16 protein-coding genes are annotated in these 15372 nt (G+C 69.9%); 5 read left to right on the top strand and 11 right to left on the bottom strand.

Annotation, left to right across the window (positions count from 1 at the left end):
• Positions 1 to 9 precede the first annotated feature (9 nt).
• Complete coding sequence (locus ACN28I_RS25765) at positions 10 to 1962, bottom strand: lamin tail domain-containing protein (protein ID WP_420944591.1); 1953 nt, start codon at positions 1960 to 1962, stop codon at positions 10 to 12.
• A gap of 229 nt (positions 1963 to 2191) precedes the next feature.
• On the opposite strand from ACN28I_RS25765, the gene ACN28I_RS25760 reads away from it, so the two are divergent.
• Positions 2192 to 2785 (top strand): DUF1360 domain-containing protein, encoded by a 594-nt coding sequence (locus ACN28I_RS25760; protein WP_420944590.1) that lies wholly within the window; start codon positions 2192 to 2194, stop codon positions 2783 to 2785.
• Between the two features lie 68 nt (positions 2786 to 2853).
• Here the strand turns inward: ACN28I_RS25760 and ACN28I_RS25755 are convergent, their stop codons facing one another.
• On the bottom strand, positions 2854 to 3147 hold the full coding sequence (locus ACN28I_RS25755) for a hypothetical protein (RefSeq protein WP_420944589.1): 294 nt from the start codon (positions 3145 to 3147) through the stop codon (positions 2854 to 2856).
• Between the two features lie 145 nt (positions 3148 to 3292).
• Here ACN28I_RS25755 and ACN28I_RS25750 point away from each other — a divergent pair, with 145 nt between their 5' ends.
• Positions 3293 to 4486, top strand: coding sequence for a lipase family alpha/beta hydrolase (locus ACN28I_RS25750; protein ID WP_420944588.1), 1194 nt, complete (start codon positions 3293 to 3295; stop codon positions 4484 to 4486).
• A gap of 8 nt (positions 4487 to 4494) precedes the next feature.
• Here ACN28I_RS25750 and ACN28I_RS25745 read toward each other — a convergent pair whose 3' ends face one another.
• Genes ACN28I_RS25745 through ACN28I_RS25735 form a run of 3 tightly spaced genes read right to left on the bottom strand, consistent with a single transcriptional unit; the run spans position 4495 to position 7206 of the window.
• Entirely contained in the window at positions 4495 to 5835 is a 1341-nt protein-coding gene (locus tag ACN28I_RS25745) for a hypothetical protein (RefSeq protein WP_420944587.1), read from the bottom strand.
• A complete protein-coding gene (locus ACN28I_RS25740) occupies positions 5832 to 6290 on the bottom strand; it encodes a hypothetical protein (RefSeq protein ID WP_420944586.1) in 459 nt (152 codons plus the stop codon). The genes ACN28I_RS25745 and ACN28I_RS25740 overlap by 4 nt, the downstream gene beginning before the upstream one ends.
• Positions 6291 to 6297: 7 nt before the next feature.
• A complete protein-coding gene (locus tag ACN28I_RS25735) occupies positions 6298 to 7206 on the bottom strand; it encodes a DUF72 domain-containing protein (RefSeq protein WP_420944585.1) in 909 nt (302 codons plus the stop codon).
• A gap of 286 nt (positions 7207 to 7492) precedes the next feature.
• On the opposite strand from ACN28I_RS25735, the gene ACN28I_RS25730 reads away from it, so the two are divergent.
• A complete protein-coding gene (locus ACN28I_RS25730) occupies positions 7493 to 7825 on the top strand; it encodes an HPF/RaiA family ribosome-associated protein (protein WP_420944584.1) in 333 nt (110 codons plus the stop codon).
• A 15-nt stretch (positions 7826 to 7840) separates the two neighbouring features.
• Here the strand turns inward: ACN28I_RS25730 and ACN28I_RS25725 are convergent, their stop codons facing one another.
• Both ACN28I_RS25725 and ACN28I_RS25720 read right to left on the bottom strand, forming a co-directional pair.
• A complete protein-coding gene (locus tag ACN28I_RS25725; protein WP_420944583.1) occupies positions 7841 to 8368 on the bottom strand; it encodes a hypothetical protein in 528 nt (175 codons plus the stop codon).
• 162 nt (positions 8369 to 8530) lie between these two features.
• Positions 8531 to 8896, bottom strand: coding sequence for a response regulator (locus tag ACN28I_RS25720; RefSeq protein ID WP_420944582.1), 366 nt, complete (start codon positions 8894 to 8896; stop codon positions 8531 to 8533).
• 193 nt (positions 8897 to 9089) lie between these two features.
• Here ACN28I_RS25720 and ACN28I_RS25715 point away from each other — a divergent pair, with 193 nt between their 5' ends.
• Complete coding sequence (locus tag ACN28I_RS25715; RefSeq protein WP_420944581.1) at positions 9090 to 9386, top strand: hypothetical protein; 297 nt, start codon at positions 9090 to 9092, stop codon at positions 9384 to 9386.
• 304 nt (positions 9387 to 9690) lie between these two features.
• Complete coding sequence (locus ACN28I_RS25710) at positions 9691 to 11247, top strand: GYF domain-containing protein (RefSeq protein ID WP_420944580.1); 1557 nt, start codon at positions 9691 to 9693, stop codon at positions 11245 to 11247.
• Positions 11248 to 11253: 6 nt separating this feature from the next.
• Here the strand turns inward: ACN28I_RS25710 and pdxA are convergent, their stop codons facing one another.
• From pdxA to ACN28I_RS25690, 4 genes are read right to left on the bottom strand one after another with little or no spacing between them, the layout of a single operon-like run.
• Positions 11254 to 12225: a 4-hydroxythreonine-4-phosphate dehydrogenase PdxA gene (gene pdxA, locus ACN28I_RS25705; RefSeq protein ID WP_420944579.1), complete on the bottom strand. Its 972-nt coding sequence runs from the start codon at positions 12223 to 12225 to the stop codon at positions 11254 to 11256.
• A gap of 7 nt (positions 12226 to 12232) precedes the next feature.
• The gene (locus tag ACN28I_RS25700) at positions 12233 to 13201 is read right to left on the bottom strand and encodes a peptidylprolyl isomerase (RefSeq protein WP_420944578.1); all 969 of its coding nucleotides are present in this window, start codon (positions 13199 to 13201) and stop codon (positions 12233 to 12235) included.
• Positions 13202 to 13241: 40 nt separating this feature from the next.
• A complete protein-coding gene (locus ACN28I_RS25695; protein WP_420948714.1) occupies positions 13242 to 14240 on the bottom strand; it encodes a peptidylprolyl isomerase in 999 nt (332 codons plus the stop codon).
• A gap of 20 nt (positions 14241 to 14260) precedes the next feature.
• Positions 14261 to 15307 (bottom strand): peptidylprolyl isomerase, encoded by a 1047-nt coding sequence (locus ACN28I_RS25690; protein WP_420944577.1) that lies wholly within the window; start codon positions 15305 to 15307, stop codon positions 14261 to 14263.
• Between the last annotated feature and the right edge of the window lie 65 nt (positions 15308 to 15372).

The following is a 15372-nucleotide window of genomic DNA, read 5'->3' as shown; positions in this document are numbered from 1 at the left end:
GCTCCTCTTTCAGAACGCGCTGCCGCTCACGCGCAGGCCCGGCGACGCGCTGCGTGACGACAGGCTCGTGTGGAGCACGAAGCCGCCCGTGGCGCTCGCGTCGGGGCTGCGGTTCATCGACACACCGTCCTGGCTGGCCAGGGTGCTCGTGTAGCTGTACGCGTCGATCGTCGCCGCGTTCCTGGCGGAGGAGGTCTTCACCGTCACCGTGTCGCTGCTGTTGTTCAGGCTGAGCGTGCCGCTGGAGGCCACCACCGCGTTGGGCGTGCCCGAGGGAATTCCGCTCGCCCCGCCGAACACCACGATGGCCTTGCCCGCGCCGAGCACCGTCCCCGAGGCGAAGGTGTGCCGCACCGAGGTGGCGTCCGCGATCGTCCATCCACTGATGTCGATGGCCGTGCCGCCCACGTTCACCAGCTCCACGAACTCGCCGTCGGTGCTGCTGCCGGGCTCGTTGGCGAGCATCTCGTTGAGGATGACCCTGGCCGGCGTGGCGGCTGCGGTGAGGGTGAAGGTGCCGTCGCTCATGTCCGAGGCCGGGCCGAAGGCATCCGTCGCGCGCACCCGCGCCGCCGTGCTGGCCGAGTTGGGCACCGTCCAGGTGTAGCTGCCGGTGGACGCGGCCACGCTGCTGGCGATGACCTGCCACGTGCCGCCGTTGTTGAGCGTGTACTCGAGCTTCACGTTGGAGATGTCCTGGGCCGTCCAGGTGATGGCCCTCGCGCTGCCGCCGGCCCAGCTCTCGCCTCCGTTGGGGCTGGTGACGGTGAGGCCCGGCGCGGGCGTGCGCGTGGAGGCGCTGGCCGGCGAGGACTCGTTGCCCGCCGCGTCCACGGCCGCCACCCGGTACCCGTAGGTGACGCCGGCCGTGAGGCCCAGGTCCGCGAAGCCGGTGCTGGTGGACGTCCCCGCCAGCGCGTAGGTGCCACCATTGATGTTGCGGTACACCCGGTAGCCCGTCACCCCCACGTTGTCGGTGGAGGCATTCCACGACAGGTCGATCTCCGTGGAGGAGATGGCGCTGGCCACCAGCGCGCCAGGCACGGAGGGCGGCGTGGTGTCCGGACCCGTCGTGCCGCCCTTCGAGGCGTAGGAGACGCTCCGGGTGCCCTGCGTCACCACGAAGGTGTCACCCGTCGAGGAGCTGAGCTGGATGTGGCCCAGCAGCTTGTTGGCCGCGGGGTCCTCGGTGAGCCAGATGGCCGAGTTGTGCGCCGTCAGCCGGTCCAGGCACTCCTGGGTCGGGTGGCCGTAGGTGTTGTCCTTGCCCACGGAGATGAAGGACACGGTGGGGTTGGCCGCATCCAGGAGCACGTTGCCGGACGAGGTGCGCGAGCCGTGGTGGTGCACCTTGTAGAGCTCGAGCTTCTCCACGTCGTTGATGATGGTGGACTCGATGTCCGGGGTGCTGGTGAGGTCTCCGCCCACCAGCGCGTCGAAGGCGCCGTAGGTGATCTTCACCGTCACCGATTTGGTGTTCTCGTCCGTGCTGGAGATGCCGTTGCCGTTGGCCGCGACGACGGTGAGCGTCACCTGGCCACACAGTGAGAAGCTCTGCCCCCGGCGCACCGTGTTGCGCCGGCCGCTGAAGTGGCTGGCGTAGTCGTCATACGCCGTGGAGTTGTACGTGCCGCCGTGGTCGTACACCGCGTCGATGGAGACGGCGTCCGTGCCCACGTCCACCTCGTCGATGCCGCCCATATGGTCGGCATGCATGTGCGAGACGAAGGCCATGTCGATGTTCGTCACCCCCAGCGACTTCAGGTAGGCCTTGATGGTGGCCCCCGAGCCGGTGGGGCCGCCGTCGAACAGCGCCACGCAGCCTCCCGGTGCGATGAGCACCGCCGCGTCTCCCTGGCCGATGTCCAGCGTGGTGAAGCGCAGGCCCTGCGACCAGGCCAGGGTGGGCAGCAGGATCAGCAGCAGCAGGGGACGGATGAGGGCCAGCGGGCGGGTGAGCATGGGCTCGCCTCCAGTTGCGAAGGGCTTGCCCAGCGGCTATCTCATTTCTTGAGAATTCAGCCAAGACGGCAAGTTTCGATTTCCCCAAAAATTCAGACGGGGCGTTCTTCACCTGCCAGGACGGCGGACCGCTGCCCGCCAGGCCGCCCTTCCGCTTGGGCGGTGGGAGCGGGATGCGCAGCCTTGTTCCCGGGGACAGTGCCTGGCCATGGACCCCCGGGAGACCTTCATGCTCGCGCCCTTGCAGGAGAGACGCTTCTTCGCCGGCTACCGGGACGAGGAGATGCCGCTCGGCTCCTATGGGCTCCTGATGGGGGTGTATGGCACCTCGCTGGCGGGCTTTCTCGGCTGGCGCCATGGGCGGAGGTTGCCGGCCCGGCTGACGCTGCGCGATGCGTTGCTGCTGGGCGTGGCCACCCACAAGATGTCGCGCATCCTGGCCCGGGACTTCGTGACCAGTCCCCTGCGGGCGCCCTTCGTCCGCTACGAGGGAAAGCGTGCCGCCGCCGAGGTGAGTGAGTCCTCCCGGGGCCACGGCCTGCGCCGGGCCATCGGAGACCTGGTGTCGTGCACCTTCTGCCTGGGGCCGTGGGTGGCCGGGGCGCTCGTCTGTGCCCACGCGGTGCGCCCGCGCGAGACGCGGCTGGTGGCGTCCATCTTCGCCCTCACCGCCGTCTCCGACTTCCTCCACCGCGCCTACGAGTGGGTGGGCGAGGGGTTGAAGCACACCCGCAGGCGCGCCCGGGCGGTGGCGGAGTCCGAGGGGCCGACGCACCCCACTCCGCCCCAGCGGCCGCGTGAGTCCTGGGTGACGGTGCCCTGAGCCGGCCCTGGACCCGGGTGGGAACCCGGGGCCTTCGATACCCTCACCCCGGGGGGCTTAGGGGACGATTACTTCGGGGGTTCTTCGTCCTTGCGCGCGGGCTCTCCGTTTCCGGGGGAGAGCCGCGCCACCTGCTCCTGGCTCTCGGCCCAGGAGTCCTCCGCGTCGTGGGCATGCACCTCCGCGGCGGCTTCATCGTCCTGCTTGCTCGCCCATGTGGTGTGGCCTCCGGCGAAACCCTCGAGCGGGCGCGGGCCCCGCTTCGACTCCACCTCGAGATCCTTCGCCTCCAGCGCGCGCAACCGCTCCCGCTCTTGTTCACGCTCGCGCTGGTGCATCTTCTCCACGGGGTCGTCCGCCATCTGGAATCTCCTTTGCCCGAAGGTGCGAACGGTGCTTCCCGGCGTCAGCGGTCCGTAGCGGGAGGAGGGGGGCTCGTGTGTCCGTGCACCGGGCGAGGAGGCGGGAGTCTTGCGAGCGGGGACCTTCCCCCGGAAGCTGCGCGCCATGAAGACACTCCACCGCTCGCTCCTCCTGTTGCTGGGTGTGTTGCTCGCCGGATGTACCGTCGCCCGCGTCACGGTGCCTCCGCCCACCGGGGAGGAAGTCACGATCCTCGTTCCCGGCTACCGGGGCAGCTTCCTCGCCACCGAGGGCCCCGAGTCCGAGCGGGCCTGGCTCACGGTGGGACAGGCGCTCTCGCGGGGAGAGCGCACGCTCGCGTTGCCCTTTCCCGGCCAGCGCCCCGTGCCGGGCTATGGGCCCCTGCGGCCGGACGGTCCGATGACGGAACTCTCGGCGTTCTTCGTGTCGGTGGATGCGTACCGCTCGTTCATGGAGTTCGGCAGGGAGCACCTGCCGGGCTTCGTCCCGTTCTCCTATGACTGGCGGCGGGACATCCGGGAGAGCGCCGGGGCGTTGTGCGCGCGCATCGAGCAGCTCGTGGCGGAAGGAGGAGGGAAGCGGAAGGTGAACATCGTGGCCCACAGCATGGGCGGGCTGGTGACGATGCACTGCCTGCTGCACGGGGGCGCGCGGGCCGGCGAGCGGCCGTGGGCCGGGGCCGGGCACGTGAAGCGCGTGGTCCTCATCGGCACGCCGTTCACCGGTGGCCCGGGCATCTTCGATGACCTGCTGGTGGGCACCGAGACGTTGCGCAACCGGGCCCTGCTCGCGCCCGAGGCCCTGTTCACCTTCGCCTCCGCCTTCCAATTGCTGTCCACGCGCAGCGACTTCTTCGTGGATGCCGAGGGCAGGCCCGTCGAGCTGGATGCCTTTGATCCGGCCGTCTGGTTGAAGCAGGGCTGGGGACCCTTCGCGGACGCCACGCTGCGCGAGGACGAGGCCTACCGGGCGCAGCTCGTGCGCATGCTGGACGCGCACCGGGAGCTGCACGAGGCGCTCGCGCCGAGGCCGGGGCTGGAGGCGGCGCCGTTCGAGACACTGGTGGTGGTGGGCACGGGGCGGCCCACGGTGAGCGGAATGCGGATGGTGGACGGGAAGCTGGACGTGGGGCACCCGGCGCGAGCGGATGGGGATGGCTCGGTGCTGTCGGCGCGCGCGGTGCCGGTGCTGCCTGTTCCCTATCAGCGCGTGGACAGCGCCGCCGAGCACGTGGCGCTCATGTCCGACCGCGGGGTGCTCCATGCCGTGGAGCGCTTCCTGCGGGGCGAGAAGGTGGGGACGGCCCACCAGCCGTGAAGAGACAGTCAGGCGCGGTGGCGCTCGGCGACGCGGTAGAGCTGGGTGAGAGAGGCGTCGAGGAGGGACTGGCGCGAGCGCATGTAGCGCCAGGCCCGGACAAAGGGCAACCAGACGCGGTGGCCCACGAGGACCTGCGTCTCCTCGAGCTTCTGGCGCGGAATCCACTGGCCGCCGAGGTGTCGCACCAGCACCTGGCCCAGGTAGGCGCCGATGGCGGGCACCGCATGTGTGTCGATGTTGTGGCGTTCGAAGACGGTGGGGAAGTCCTCGTGCCAGAACTGGTAGTCCACATCGGTGAGGGACTGGGGCGTCTCGTCGAAGACGGAGGGCACCTTCGAGTGCAGCAGGGCCACGAGGTGCTCGGCGAGGTACGCGTAATATTCGCGAGCCCGCTCCAGGTTTCTCACGTCGGAGGGGAGGGCGGCGCCGAGGGGGAGCCACTCCTCGGGCTCGGGCGGCTGGTACACGTTGAGCTCGGAGATCCGGCGCTGGCGCTCGTGGATGGCGCAGTCGTCCACCACGCGTGAGAGGAGTGGAGCCACGTCCGGGTGGAAACGGGGCTCGACGGGAGCGAGCGTGGCGCTGCGCTCGCGCAGGGTGCGCAGCAGGGTGGAGAAGTCGAGGTCCGGCCGGAGGTGGGCGTGGGCGCGGGCCTGGGCGAGACGGGCCTCGTCACTGGCGAAGTCCGCGGCGGTGGGCGAGAGCACCAGGAGGACGGAGCCGTTGGGCAACGCTTCTACCCGCCAGGCCGGAGTGGACAGCATGCGCTCACGGCCGACGGCTTCCACCAGCTTGGGGCCGAAGACGTTGAGCCAGAAGACCTCGTAGATTTTGTCGAATCCGTCTCGAATGGAGGTCTCCATGTCGCGGCCGAAGAGAGGCGAGTTCGCCAATCCCCGGTCCGCGAGGCTGTGGGCCGAAGCGTGGGAGACCGGGTAGCGAGAGGCCCAGGCGCGCACCATCTCCACGAATTGGCGGCAGCGCTCCACCTCCGCGAACAAGGAGAGGGGTTGCACCTGGAGTGAGAGGCGTAATTCGGGAGGGAGCGGCGGGAAATAGACTCGGAGCCGCATATACATCGCGGGCCACTTCGTGCGCTGGAGCACGATGGAGGTGCTCTTTTCGCTGCGCTTCTCCTCCAAGGACTTCCAGATGGCGGCGCGGGCGTACTTGCGTCGCCGCTTGCCTTCAACGACGTCCGGCATCCACCCGCCCGCGTATTCCTCGAGCGATTGAAGGACGGGCTCCAGCTCGCGTTCAAGTGCCGCCTGCTGGTTGAAGGCACCTTCGAAATCGAGCCGGAGGCTGTCCTCGGGACTCAGCTCGTGAAGCTCCAGCACCTTCATTGGAACAGCACCTCCACTCCCGGAACCTTTTGGCGAACTTCTTCCACGGCTGCCTGCACGTTGGCTAGATCCTTGGGCTTGAGCACGCCGCCCTCGTAGATGAGGCGGACCCTGTGGACTGGCACCTTGCTGCCCTCTCGGAGAAGGGGTTGAAGAGAGGGCCGGCGGATGTCCAGCGTCACGCCGTAATACCCCAGGGCCTCGCTTGCATCCGCCACCATCTGCGCCGTCAAAGCTTCTTCCCCCAACAGCGAGAGGTCGCGGCTCTTGAAGCTGAACGTCTCCACGCGAGGCGGTGTGCCCGCGAGCGCGCCCTTTTCGATGACGAGCACATCGGCGAAGCGCAGGCCGCTCTCCGGTTTCCTCACGCCCACATAGGCTTCGACGAGAGGTTGGTCGAAGTCCCCCAGGAAGCGGCGCTCCGCACGCGGCAGATTCGCGTCGATACGCAGCAACCTTCTCTCACCCCGCGGGGCTGGCGCCGGGCGGCTCGGGGGTCTCCGTCTCCGGGGGCAGCACGTAGGGCCCCAACGTGTCGCGGTACTCGCGCACCAGGGCCTCGGGCGCGTGCACCTTCCGGCCCGTGAGCATCGTCTGCAGCATCATCGCGTTGGCCACGCCCTTGCCCCGCACGTGGTTGTTGGTGACCACGTACACGTCGCTCACCCGCGGGTGCTCCGCGATCTGCTTCGTCCGCTCGGCCCAGGGCTTCAGCTCCCTGGCCGGGTACAGGTAGTCGTAGCGCTCCATCGCGCTCGCCGTCTCGCGGAACCAGTTGCGGTAGTTGCGCCCGTGCACCCGCACGTACCCCACCGACGAGGTCACCCGCGCGCTCGGCCCCATCGAGTTCTGGAAGAGCGGCTGGTCGATGTTCACGAACCCCACCCCACGCTCGGCCAGCTCCGCGAACACGTCCGGCACGTTCCACGACTCGTGCCGCACCTCCAGCACCAGCGGCCAGTCGGAGAACGTGGACACCAGCCCGTCCAGCCAGTCCCGGCTCTCCTCCGTGTTGCGGAACGACCAGGGGAACTGCATCAGCACCGCCCCCAGCTTCCCCGCCTCGTGGAGGGCATCCAGCCCCTCGCGCGTCTGGCGCACGTCGTCCGCCGTCCACACCGCGTCGCGCTCATGGGTGAAGCGCTTCCACAGCTTCGCGGTGAAGCGGAAGTTCCGGTTGAAGTCCGTGCGCTCCACCCACAGCTCCGCGTTGCGGCGGCTGATGGGCCCGTAGAAGCTGGTGTTCAGCTCCAGCGCGTCGAAGCACCCCGCCAGGAACGCCAGCGGATCGAACCCCCTCGGCTTCGGTTTCGGGTACACCACGCCCGCCCAGTCGTCGTAGCTCCATCCCGCGGGGCCGATGCGAATCACGCACACACCTCCAGCCCAGAAGCATGGGGACGCTCCCGCTGCATCGCAGCATGCGCCCGCTCGGCCGCCCTCCCGGGTTGCCCGGGCGTGTAGCGTCTTCGACTCCAGGTATGCGTCCGAGGGCCTTCCGCAAAGGCTGCGCGCCCGCCGAGGGGTCTCCGCAAAGGCTGCATGCCGGGCCCACGCCAACCCCTTGTTTTCCCGTGGGCGGGGCGTTGGCGCTCCGTATGCATTGGAGTGTGGTCGTCACGACGGCTCCAACGGGAGCCACACACGAGGCACGAAGATGAAGCGAAACCTGCAGATCACCTTCCGTGGGATGAACACCAGCGATGCCCTCTCGGAGCACATCCGCGACAGCGCGGACAAGCTCGAGCAGTTCTTCGACGGCATCACTGGCTGCCACGTGGTGGTGGAGGAGCCGCACCGGCATCATCAGCAGGGCAAGCATTTCCACGTCCGCCTGGACCTGCACGTCCCCGGCAAGAACATCGTGGTCGACCGCGACCACGGCGACAGAGCCTCGCACGAGGACCCGTACCAGGCCGTGAACGACGCCTTCGATGCCGCCCGGCGCCAGTTGCAGCACTACGCCGAAGGCCTTCGCGCCCACCGTTGAAGTCCGTCGTGATGCTCAGGGGGGACCGTTGTACGTGGGGTCGTCGCCCGGGACGTAGTTCTGGCCGCGGAGGTCGTAGGTGCACTCCAGCCGCGAGCCGTCCTCGAACCGGGCATCGATCTTCCCCTCGAGGTTGTTGGCGTCCGCGAGCCTGACGCTGAACGTGCCCCCCACCACCTGGGGGGCGTCCGCGGGCGCCTGGATGTGCCAGATGGAGACCGCGCCGTCCCCGGGCGGCCGCTGGCTCCACTCCTCATAGGACAGGCCGAGGGGGATCTCCCGCATGTCCTGCTTCGCGGGAAGCTTCACCTCGGTGATCAGCCGCAGCGCGTTGTCCCCATAGAAGAGCTGGAGGCGCGCCGTCCGGACGTAGGCGCCCTCGTTCTGGGGATCGAAGGTCGTCGAGACGATGACGAGCGAGCTGTCGCCGTCGAGGTCTCCCTGGATGCGGGTGCCGCCCACGGTGCCCTCACACTCTCCTTCGGGGCCGCACCCGGTGAGCAGCGCGGAACCGAGGAGGAGACACGGGATGATGCGAACCATTCGGGCGCTCCAATCGGGAAGGGGTGGTGCGGCCTCGTGCGCAGCAATCCCCACGCCACCCGGGCGCTCGGGTGTGGGGTCCAGAAGACGCGGACTTGCCGTGGCTCCGGGTGAACTCCCTCTCCGTCATTCGTGGGGGCCCTCGGTTTTTCGTCGCGACGCTCACCCCGGGCCAGGGGGCGCCTGGGGCAGCACGCGCTTCACCGCGCCGAGCAGGGCCTCGAGGGAGAAGGGTTTGCGCAGGAAGCCCTGGACGGGGCGGCCCTCGAGCGCCTCGCGGCCGCAGGAAGTCACGACGACCACGGCGGTGGAAGGGGACTCCCGTTGCATCCGCTGGAGGACCGTCAGGCCGTCCACCAGGGGCAGCATCAAGTCGAGCAGCACCAGGTCCAACCGCTCGCGCGCGAGCATGTCGAGGGCATCCATGCCGTTGTGGGCGGTGAGCACCTGGTGGCCCTCGCCCTCGAGGATGTCCCGGATGGAGGCGGTGAGGACCTCTTCGTCCTCGACAATGAGGATGCGGCTCATTTGGAAATCCGGGTGAGGTACACGGCCTTGTACCCAAGGGTGTGCATCTGCCGGAGGAACGCAGGGCGGACCGCTGCCTCGCCGCCTGCCCTGCTCACGGCCGGCCAGGGGGCTCTCCGCAAGGGAGGGCCTCATCAAATCCCTCGCGGGCCCGCGGAGTTTGTGGAGGAGTGGAGACGAGGCAGGCGCATGCATGAGTGAGACGAGCACACAGGAGACGCAGGCCCAGGTGTGTCACCGCTGCCTGATGCGGCTGGAGACGAGTGCCGGAGGAGTGGACCTGCCACGCCGCATCCGCACCACGCTCGCCGCACAGGGCGATCCCGTGCGCGTGAGTCTCACCGGGTGCCTGGGGTGGTGCCCCGTGGGGCGCGTGAGTGTTCAACTCCGGCGCGACGGGCAGCTCTCGGAGGTGGTGTTGCTCGACCCGGCGAGGGATGGCGCGGAGTTGCTCACGCACCTTCCTTGCCCATCGGCGGAAACGCCGTAGTCCGGTTGTCCAGGGGTTTTAGCCTGTGAGGGATTTGGCTGCGTCAGGCTTAGAACTTTCTCACGCGGTAATAGCTAGGAAGTGAAAGAAGACACTCGTACCGGGGGGTGTGAATCCTGGCTGGGGTCTCGGACGTCATTAGGTTGAGTCTCAAGCTGCCCCAACGTCGGGACAGCGGGGGCTGGTAGGAGGGCGTGTGGACGGGAACCATTCGAACATCGAGGGCAATCACCTTTCTCGGGCGGGCAGCGGGGTTCAGCCTCCGAGGCTCTCCCCACCGTCTTCGGAGATGGCACCCGCCAGCGTGCAGTCCGCCTTGCGCGAGGTGCGTCCGGATGACCTGGACGCCATCTTCGACGGCGCGCTCTTCGGACCGCCGGAGCTGGAAGCGTCCTCCGAGGTGTCCGCCGTGGGCGGGGAAGCGGCCACGCCCGTGCCCGTGGGGGCTGTGGACTGGTACGTGGAGCGGCATGCGCAGCCCGCGGGCCCGTTCCGTCTCGAGCGGCTGCGCGAGCTGTGGCACCAGGGCGAGCTCACCCCCGACACCCTCTTCTGGTGCGAGGCGTGGAGCTCCTGGCGGGCGCTGTCGCTCGTCCCCGAGCTCGTGGCCGCGCTGACCATCTCGGGGCTGCCCACGGTGGCCGCGGACGCGAGTGTCTCCGCCGCCCCGGCCCGCCCCAAGGAGGACGGCTCCGGGAAGAAGGTGGTCTCCGCGCTGCACTCGCTCGTCGAGGAAGAGGAGGTGTGGCTGCGGAAGATGAAGGAGGAGAAGGAGCAGGAGAAGGAGGAGGCGCGCTCGGCGATGCTCGACGTGCCCATCACTCCCGTTCCCGCTCCTGTCCCCGTGCCCGTCATTCAGCCGGTGGTGGCTCCGGTGGCGCCGCCGCCGCCCGCCGTCCCGGTCATGATGGCCGCTCCCGAGGCGCCCGAGCCCGCTCAGCGCGGGAAGGCCATGCTGGCCGGGGTGCTCATCGGCTCGGCGGCCGTGGGCATCGTCGCGGGCGCACTGCTCCTGCTCTCCCAGAACCGTGGCGCTCCGGCGCCCGTGTCCCCGCGGCCCGTCGCCTCGTCCGAGGCGGCTCCGCGCCAGGATGCACCCGCCGTGGCCCCGTCCGTCGCGCCCGCGCCCGTCGTCGTGGCGCCCCCGGCCGTGCCTGCTCCGGCGGCCCAGGCTCCGGCTCCTGCTCCTGCGGCTCAGACGCCCGCCGCGGCTCCGGTGGCCGTGACTCCGGCCCCGGTGCAGCCCGCGCCGAAGGCGGTCATCCCGCCGCCGCAGCCGAAGCCCGTCGTGGCCGAGGCCGCTCCGGAGGTGCGCGTCCCGCGTGCTGTCGAGGCCGTCCCGCAGCGCCGCCCGCAGCCGGCCCCCGCGCCGGCTCCGTTGCCCGCGCCCGCGCCCGCTCCCAAGTCTCCGGGCAGGGCCGCGAACGATCCCCTCAACTTCGACGACGCGCTCGACAAGAAGTTCGAGGCGGAGCTCGGCTTGTCGGAGTCGGCGCCGAAGTTCAAGCCGGAGGACCCGCGCGGCAAGCGCAACGTCTATATCCCGCCCGAGCCGGGCAAGGATCTGCCCGAGAGCCTCTCCACCTCGGACGTGGTGCAGGTGGTGGGCTCGCACAAGGAGGCCATCCTCGCCTGCATCGAGACGCACTCGCCCGCGCGGACGTCGGACTCGGGCAAGGACCGGTTCGTGGTGCGCTGGCGCGTGCTGCCGACGGGTAACGCCGTCGATGCCGTCATGGAGACGGAGGCTCTCAAGGGCACGCCGTTCGCCCGCTGCATCGAGGGCCAGGTGCGCTCCTGGAAGTTCCCGCAGCACCGGGTGCAGAGCCGCGAGCCGGTGCGCTTCCCGTTCACCTACTGAGCGGGTTCAGCGCGCGGCCAGCCGGGCGGCCTTGAGCAGCGCCTCCACCATGGGGACGCTGCTCGCCTTGCCCGTGCCGGCCAGGCTGTACGCCGTGCCGTGGTCCGGCGAGGTGCGCGGCACGGGCAGTCCGAGCGTCACGTTCACCGTGCGCTCGAAGTCCAGCGCCTTGGCCGGGATGAGGCCCTGGTCGTGGTACATGGCCAGCACCGCGTCGTAGGGGAAGTGCTCCACCTGCGCGAACAGCCCGTCCGCCGCCAGGGGCCCGTGCGCATCCACGCGCAGCTTGCGGGCCTGTTTGATGGCGGGGGTGAGCACCTCCACCTCCTCGCGCCCCAGCAGCCCGCCCTCGCCCGCGTGCGGGTTGAAGCTCAGCACGCCAATGCGCGGCGCCCGGCCCACCACCGGCTTCAGGCTCCGTGACAGGAGCTGGAGCTGGCCCACCAGCCGCTCCACCGTCAGCATCCGGGAGACCTCCGCCAGCGGCACGTGATTCGTCGCCAGCGCCACCCGCACCCGCGGGCCGTCCATGAGCATCATCACCTCACGGCCGAACGCCTCCGCGAGCACCTCGGTGTGCCCCATGAACGGAATGCCCGCCCGGGAGATCTGCTCCTTGGACACCGGCGCCGTGCACAGCGCGTCCACCTTGCCGGCCCGTGCCGCCTCGATGGCCGCCTGGATGTAGCCGTACTGCGCCCTGCCGCCCGCCCGCGTCGGTTTGCCGGGGACGCGGTCCTTCCCGGGCAGCTCCGTCACCACGCACACGGTGGGCCCGGTGGCGCGCTCGAGCGTCCCGGGCGTGGCCCGGGTGTACTTCTTGAAGGCCGGGAAGCGCTCCAGCGTGGGCCCGTCTCCGAAGACGACGGGCACCAGCGACCGGCGCACCTTGGGCGAGGCGAGGGCCTCGGCCGTCACTTCCGGGCCGATCCCGGAGACGTCTCCCAGAGAGATGCCTACGACGGGACGCTCGTTCACGGGGGGCTCAGATCTTCACGTCGACGGAGGCCTTCTGCCGCAGCTCCTGCACGTACTGCTCGACGAACTTCTCCGTCTTCTGCAGCTTCAGCCGGTTCTCCAGCTCGGCCTTCACCTCCTCGAAGGGGGCCACGTCCACCGCGCGCCGCTCCTCCACCTTCAGCACGTGCCAGCCGAACTGCGTGCGCACCGGCTCGCTCACCTCGCCCTCCTTGAGCGCGAAGGCCACCCGCTCGAAGGCCGGCACCATCACCCCGCGCCGGAAGAAGCCCAGGTCTCCACCGTCCGAGGCGCTCGGGCCCTCGCTCTTCTTCTTCGCCAGCTCCGAGAAGTCCACGCCCGGCTTGCGCGCCTCCTCGGCCAGCTTCAGCGCCTTCTGGCGCGCCGCCTCCACCTGCTCCGGCGTCGCCTTCGCGTCCACCTGCACCAGGATGTGGCGCGCGTGCACCTCGGCGTCCCCGGACTCCAGCTTGGTGTACTGCGTGTACGCCGCCTTCAGGTCCTCCTCGGACACCTTCACCTTGGGCGTCACCTTCATCTGCACCAGCTTCATGCGCGACATCTGGTTGCGCAGGAACTCCTTGTACGTCTTCACCGTGAAGCCCTCGCCCGACAGCAGGCGCTCGAAAGCCGCCTCGTCCGTGACGTTGTTCTGCCGCCTCACGTCCGTCACCGCCGCGTCCAGCTCCGCGTCCGTCACCCCGAGGCCCAGCTCGCGGATCTCCGCCTCCATCAGCTTCTCGCCGATGAGGATGTCCAGCGAGGTCTTGAGCACCTTCGCCCGCTGCTCGGCCCGCTTCTGCGGATCCCTCTCCGAGGCCAGCCGCGACAGCTCCGGCGCCGCGCGCTTCTCCACCTCGGACAGCGCGATGACGTCCCGGTTGACCACCGCCGCCACCCGGTCCACCAGCTCCGCCCGGGCCACCGCGCCGCTCAGGAGCAGCGCCGCCACCATCGTTCCCATCAGCTTCTTCATGTGCTTTCTCTTTCCGTGTCCGTGTCGATGGGACGGCTGCTCACTTCTTCGCCGCCGCCTGCGTGGCGGGCCGTCCGCGGATGGCCTGGAGCGTGGCCTCGTTCACCCAGACCTGGGCCTTGGCCCTCAGCTCCTTCTCGTACGTCTCCTGCGCCTCCGCCCGCCGCTGCGCCAGCAGCTTCTCCTCCACCTGCTCCCGCACTTCCGTGAACTCCAGCTTGCGTCCCGCCTTCTTCTCCAGCACCCGGAACAGGTGGTAGCCGTACTCCGTTTCCACCACGTCCGACACCTGGCCCGGCGACAGGTAGAAGACCACCTGGTCGAACGCCGGCGGCATCTGCCCGCGCGGGAAGAAGCCCAGGTCGCCGCCCACCTTGGCGTCCGCGCTCAGCGAGTACTTGCGCGCCAGGTCGGCGAACTTCTTGCCCGACTTGAGCTGCGCCTGCACCCGCCGCGCCTCGTCGATGCCCTTCACGACAATCTGCGCGGCGCGCACCCGCTCGGGCTCGGCGAATTCCGCCTCGTGCGCCGCGTAGTACGCGCGCAGCTCCTCCTCCGTCACCGCCACGCGCGTGTAGACGTGGTGGGTGAAGAGCTTCTCGATGGTGAGCCGCGCCGACTCGCGCGTCTTGAGCTCCGCCATGGAGAGCTGCCCCTGCGCGAGCACGTCGTTGAAGTTGCCCGCGGGGTAGTCACTCGACAGCCGCAGCACGCCCCGGTCCACCTCCTCGGGGCTTACGGTGACGTTGTGCGTCCGGGCCTCCTGCAGCAGCACCATGCGGGAGATGAGCGTCTCCAGCAGCGCGCGCTTGTAGGGCTCCACGTCCTCCGGGGTGTGCTGGCCGGTCTCGTTGGCCGAGGAGGCCAGTTCCCGTCCCAGCTCCTGTTCGAAGTCGGGGCGCGAGAGCACCTCGCCATTCACCGTGGCCACCACGTGGGCGTCCGGATCCTGCTTGTCCTTCTTGTTGCAGCCGGCCAGTCCCACGGCGAGCGCCAGGGCGGCGAGCAGCGGGGTGGCGCGGACGAAGGCCTGGGGCATGAGCGGATTCCTCTCGGGGGTCACGGGCGCTCCATGGAAACGGAAGGAGGGGGCGCGGAAGGGGTGGGGGCGGGAAGGGTGCCGGGCGGCGGGCCGCTCGGGGGCCGCATGGGGGTGCTCACGTCCACGTGCACCCGGGAGAGTGTCGCCACGTCCACGCTCAAGCCGGCGCGGCGCTCGAGCCCGGCGAGCAGCTCCGCCCAGGCCCGGGTGCGCTTCTCCTGGGAGAGGCGGTTGGTGATCTGCTCGCGCACGTCCTCAAGCTTCAAGTTCAACGCGGACTGGTGGCCGGTGAGCTGCAACACGTGCAGCCCCGCCTCGGTGTGCACCACGCCGCTGAGCGCGCCCGGGCCGCTGGCCAGCAGTCCCCGCGCCGCGTCCGCCACCTCGGGCCCGAAGTCCCGCCCGAGCTCCTCGAGCGAGCGGTAGCGCAGGTCTCCATCCAGCGGCTGCGTGCGGGGCTCCTCGCTGTGCGCACGGGCCAGCCGGCCAAAGGCGGTGAAGTCCTTGGGGGGCAGGGCCTTCGCTTCGGCGAGCAGCTTCTCCGCCTTCACGCGGGCCGTCTCGCCGCGGGCCGCGTCCGCCTGGGGCGCCGCGAGGAAGAGGTGCGAGAGCCGCACCTGTTCCGGCCGCACGTAGTCCTCCTTGTGGCTCTCGTACCAGGTGGCCACCTCCGCGTCGGAGACGGGGGGCTTCGCCTCGTCGAGCTGCGAGCGCATCAACCGGGACACCAGCGCGCGCTTGGTGCTGGCCACCACCTCGGGGTCATTCTGCAACCCGCGCGCGAGCGCCTCCTGCACCAGCAGCTCGAAGCGGGCCATGCCCTCCACGTACTCGCGCTTCTGCTCCAGCGTCTGGTAGCGCTCGCGCAGCGCGGGGCTCATCTCCTCCAGGCGCTGCTTCAGCTCCTCGGCCGCCACCCCGTCATCCTTCCAGGCGGCCACCGGGGTGCTCACCGGCGCGCGGGTATGCCGGAAGTCCACCACGGCATGGCCCGGGGCGGGGCCGCGCTCGCAGCCCACGAGGGCCAGCAGGGCGAGGGACAGGAAGCGGGAGACAGGAGACATAGAGTGCGGGCCCGTGGGGTAGCACGCCGGGGGGGAGCGGACAACCGGACGTCCCCCCGGGGCCT

Origin of the sequence: Archangium gephyra (genome assembly GCF_049060025.1) — a bacterium.
Lineage (GTDB): Bacteria > Myxococcota > Myxococcia > Myxococcales > Myxococcaceae > Archangium > Archangium gephyra_A.
The sequence above is the reverse complement of the archived record's forward strand: the minus strand, read 5'-3'. Positions and strand labels throughout refer to the sequence as shown.

Excerpts from the sequence above, each read along its gene's own strand:
- ACN28I_RS25760 (WP_420944590.1), top strand. The coding sequence starts at position 2,192 with ATGCTCGCGCCCTTGCAGGAGAGACGCTTCTTCGCCGGCTACCGGGAC.
- ACN28I_RS25695 (WP_420948714.1), bottom strand. The coding sequence starts at position 14,240 with ATGCCCCAGGCCTTCGTCCGCGCCACCCCGCTGCTCGCCGCCCTGGCG.
- ACN28I_RS25715 (WP_420944581.1), top strand. The coding sequence starts at position 9,090 with ATGAGTGAGACGAGCACACAGGAGACGCAGGCCCAGGTGTGTCACCGC.
- ACN28I_RS25690 (WP_420944577.1), bottom strand. The coding sequence starts at position 15,307 with ATGTCTCCTGTCTCCCGCTTCCTGTCCCTCGCCCTGCTGGCCCTCGTG.
- ACN28I_RS25755 (WP_420944589.1), bottom strand. The coding sequence starts at position 3,147 with ATGGCGGACGACCCCGTGGAGAAGATGCACCAGCGCGAGCGTGAACAA.
- ACN28I_RS25720 (WP_420944582.1), bottom strand. The coding sequence starts at position 8,896 with ATGAGCCGCATCCTCATTGTCGAGGACGAAGAGGTCCTCACCGCCTCC.
- ACN28I_RS25730 (WP_420944584.1), top strand. The coding sequence starts at position 7,493 with ATGAAGCGAAACCTGCAGATCACCTTCCGTGGGATGAACACCAGCGAT.
- ACN28I_RS25725 (WP_420944583.1), bottom strand. The coding sequence starts at position 8,368 with ATGGTTCGCATCATCCCGTGTCTCCTCCTCGGTTCCGCGCTGCTCACC.
- ACN28I_RS25765 (WP_420944591.1), bottom strand. The coding sequence starts at position 1,962 with ATGCTCACCCGCCCGCTGGCCCTCATCCGTCCCCTGCTGCTGCTGATC.
- ACN28I_RS25745 (WP_420944587.1), bottom strand. The coding sequence starts at position 5,835 with ATGAAGGTGCTGGAGCTTCACGAGCTGAGTCCCGAGGACAGCCTCCGG.
- ACN28I_RS25700 (WP_420944578.1), bottom strand. The coding sequence starts at position 13,201 with ATGAAGAAGCTGATGGGAACGATGGTGGCGGCGCTGCTCCTGAGCGGC.
- ACN28I_RS25750 (WP_420944588.1), top strand. The coding sequence starts at position 3,293 with ATGAAGACACTCCACCGCTCGCTCCTCCTGTTGCTGGGTGTGTTGCTC.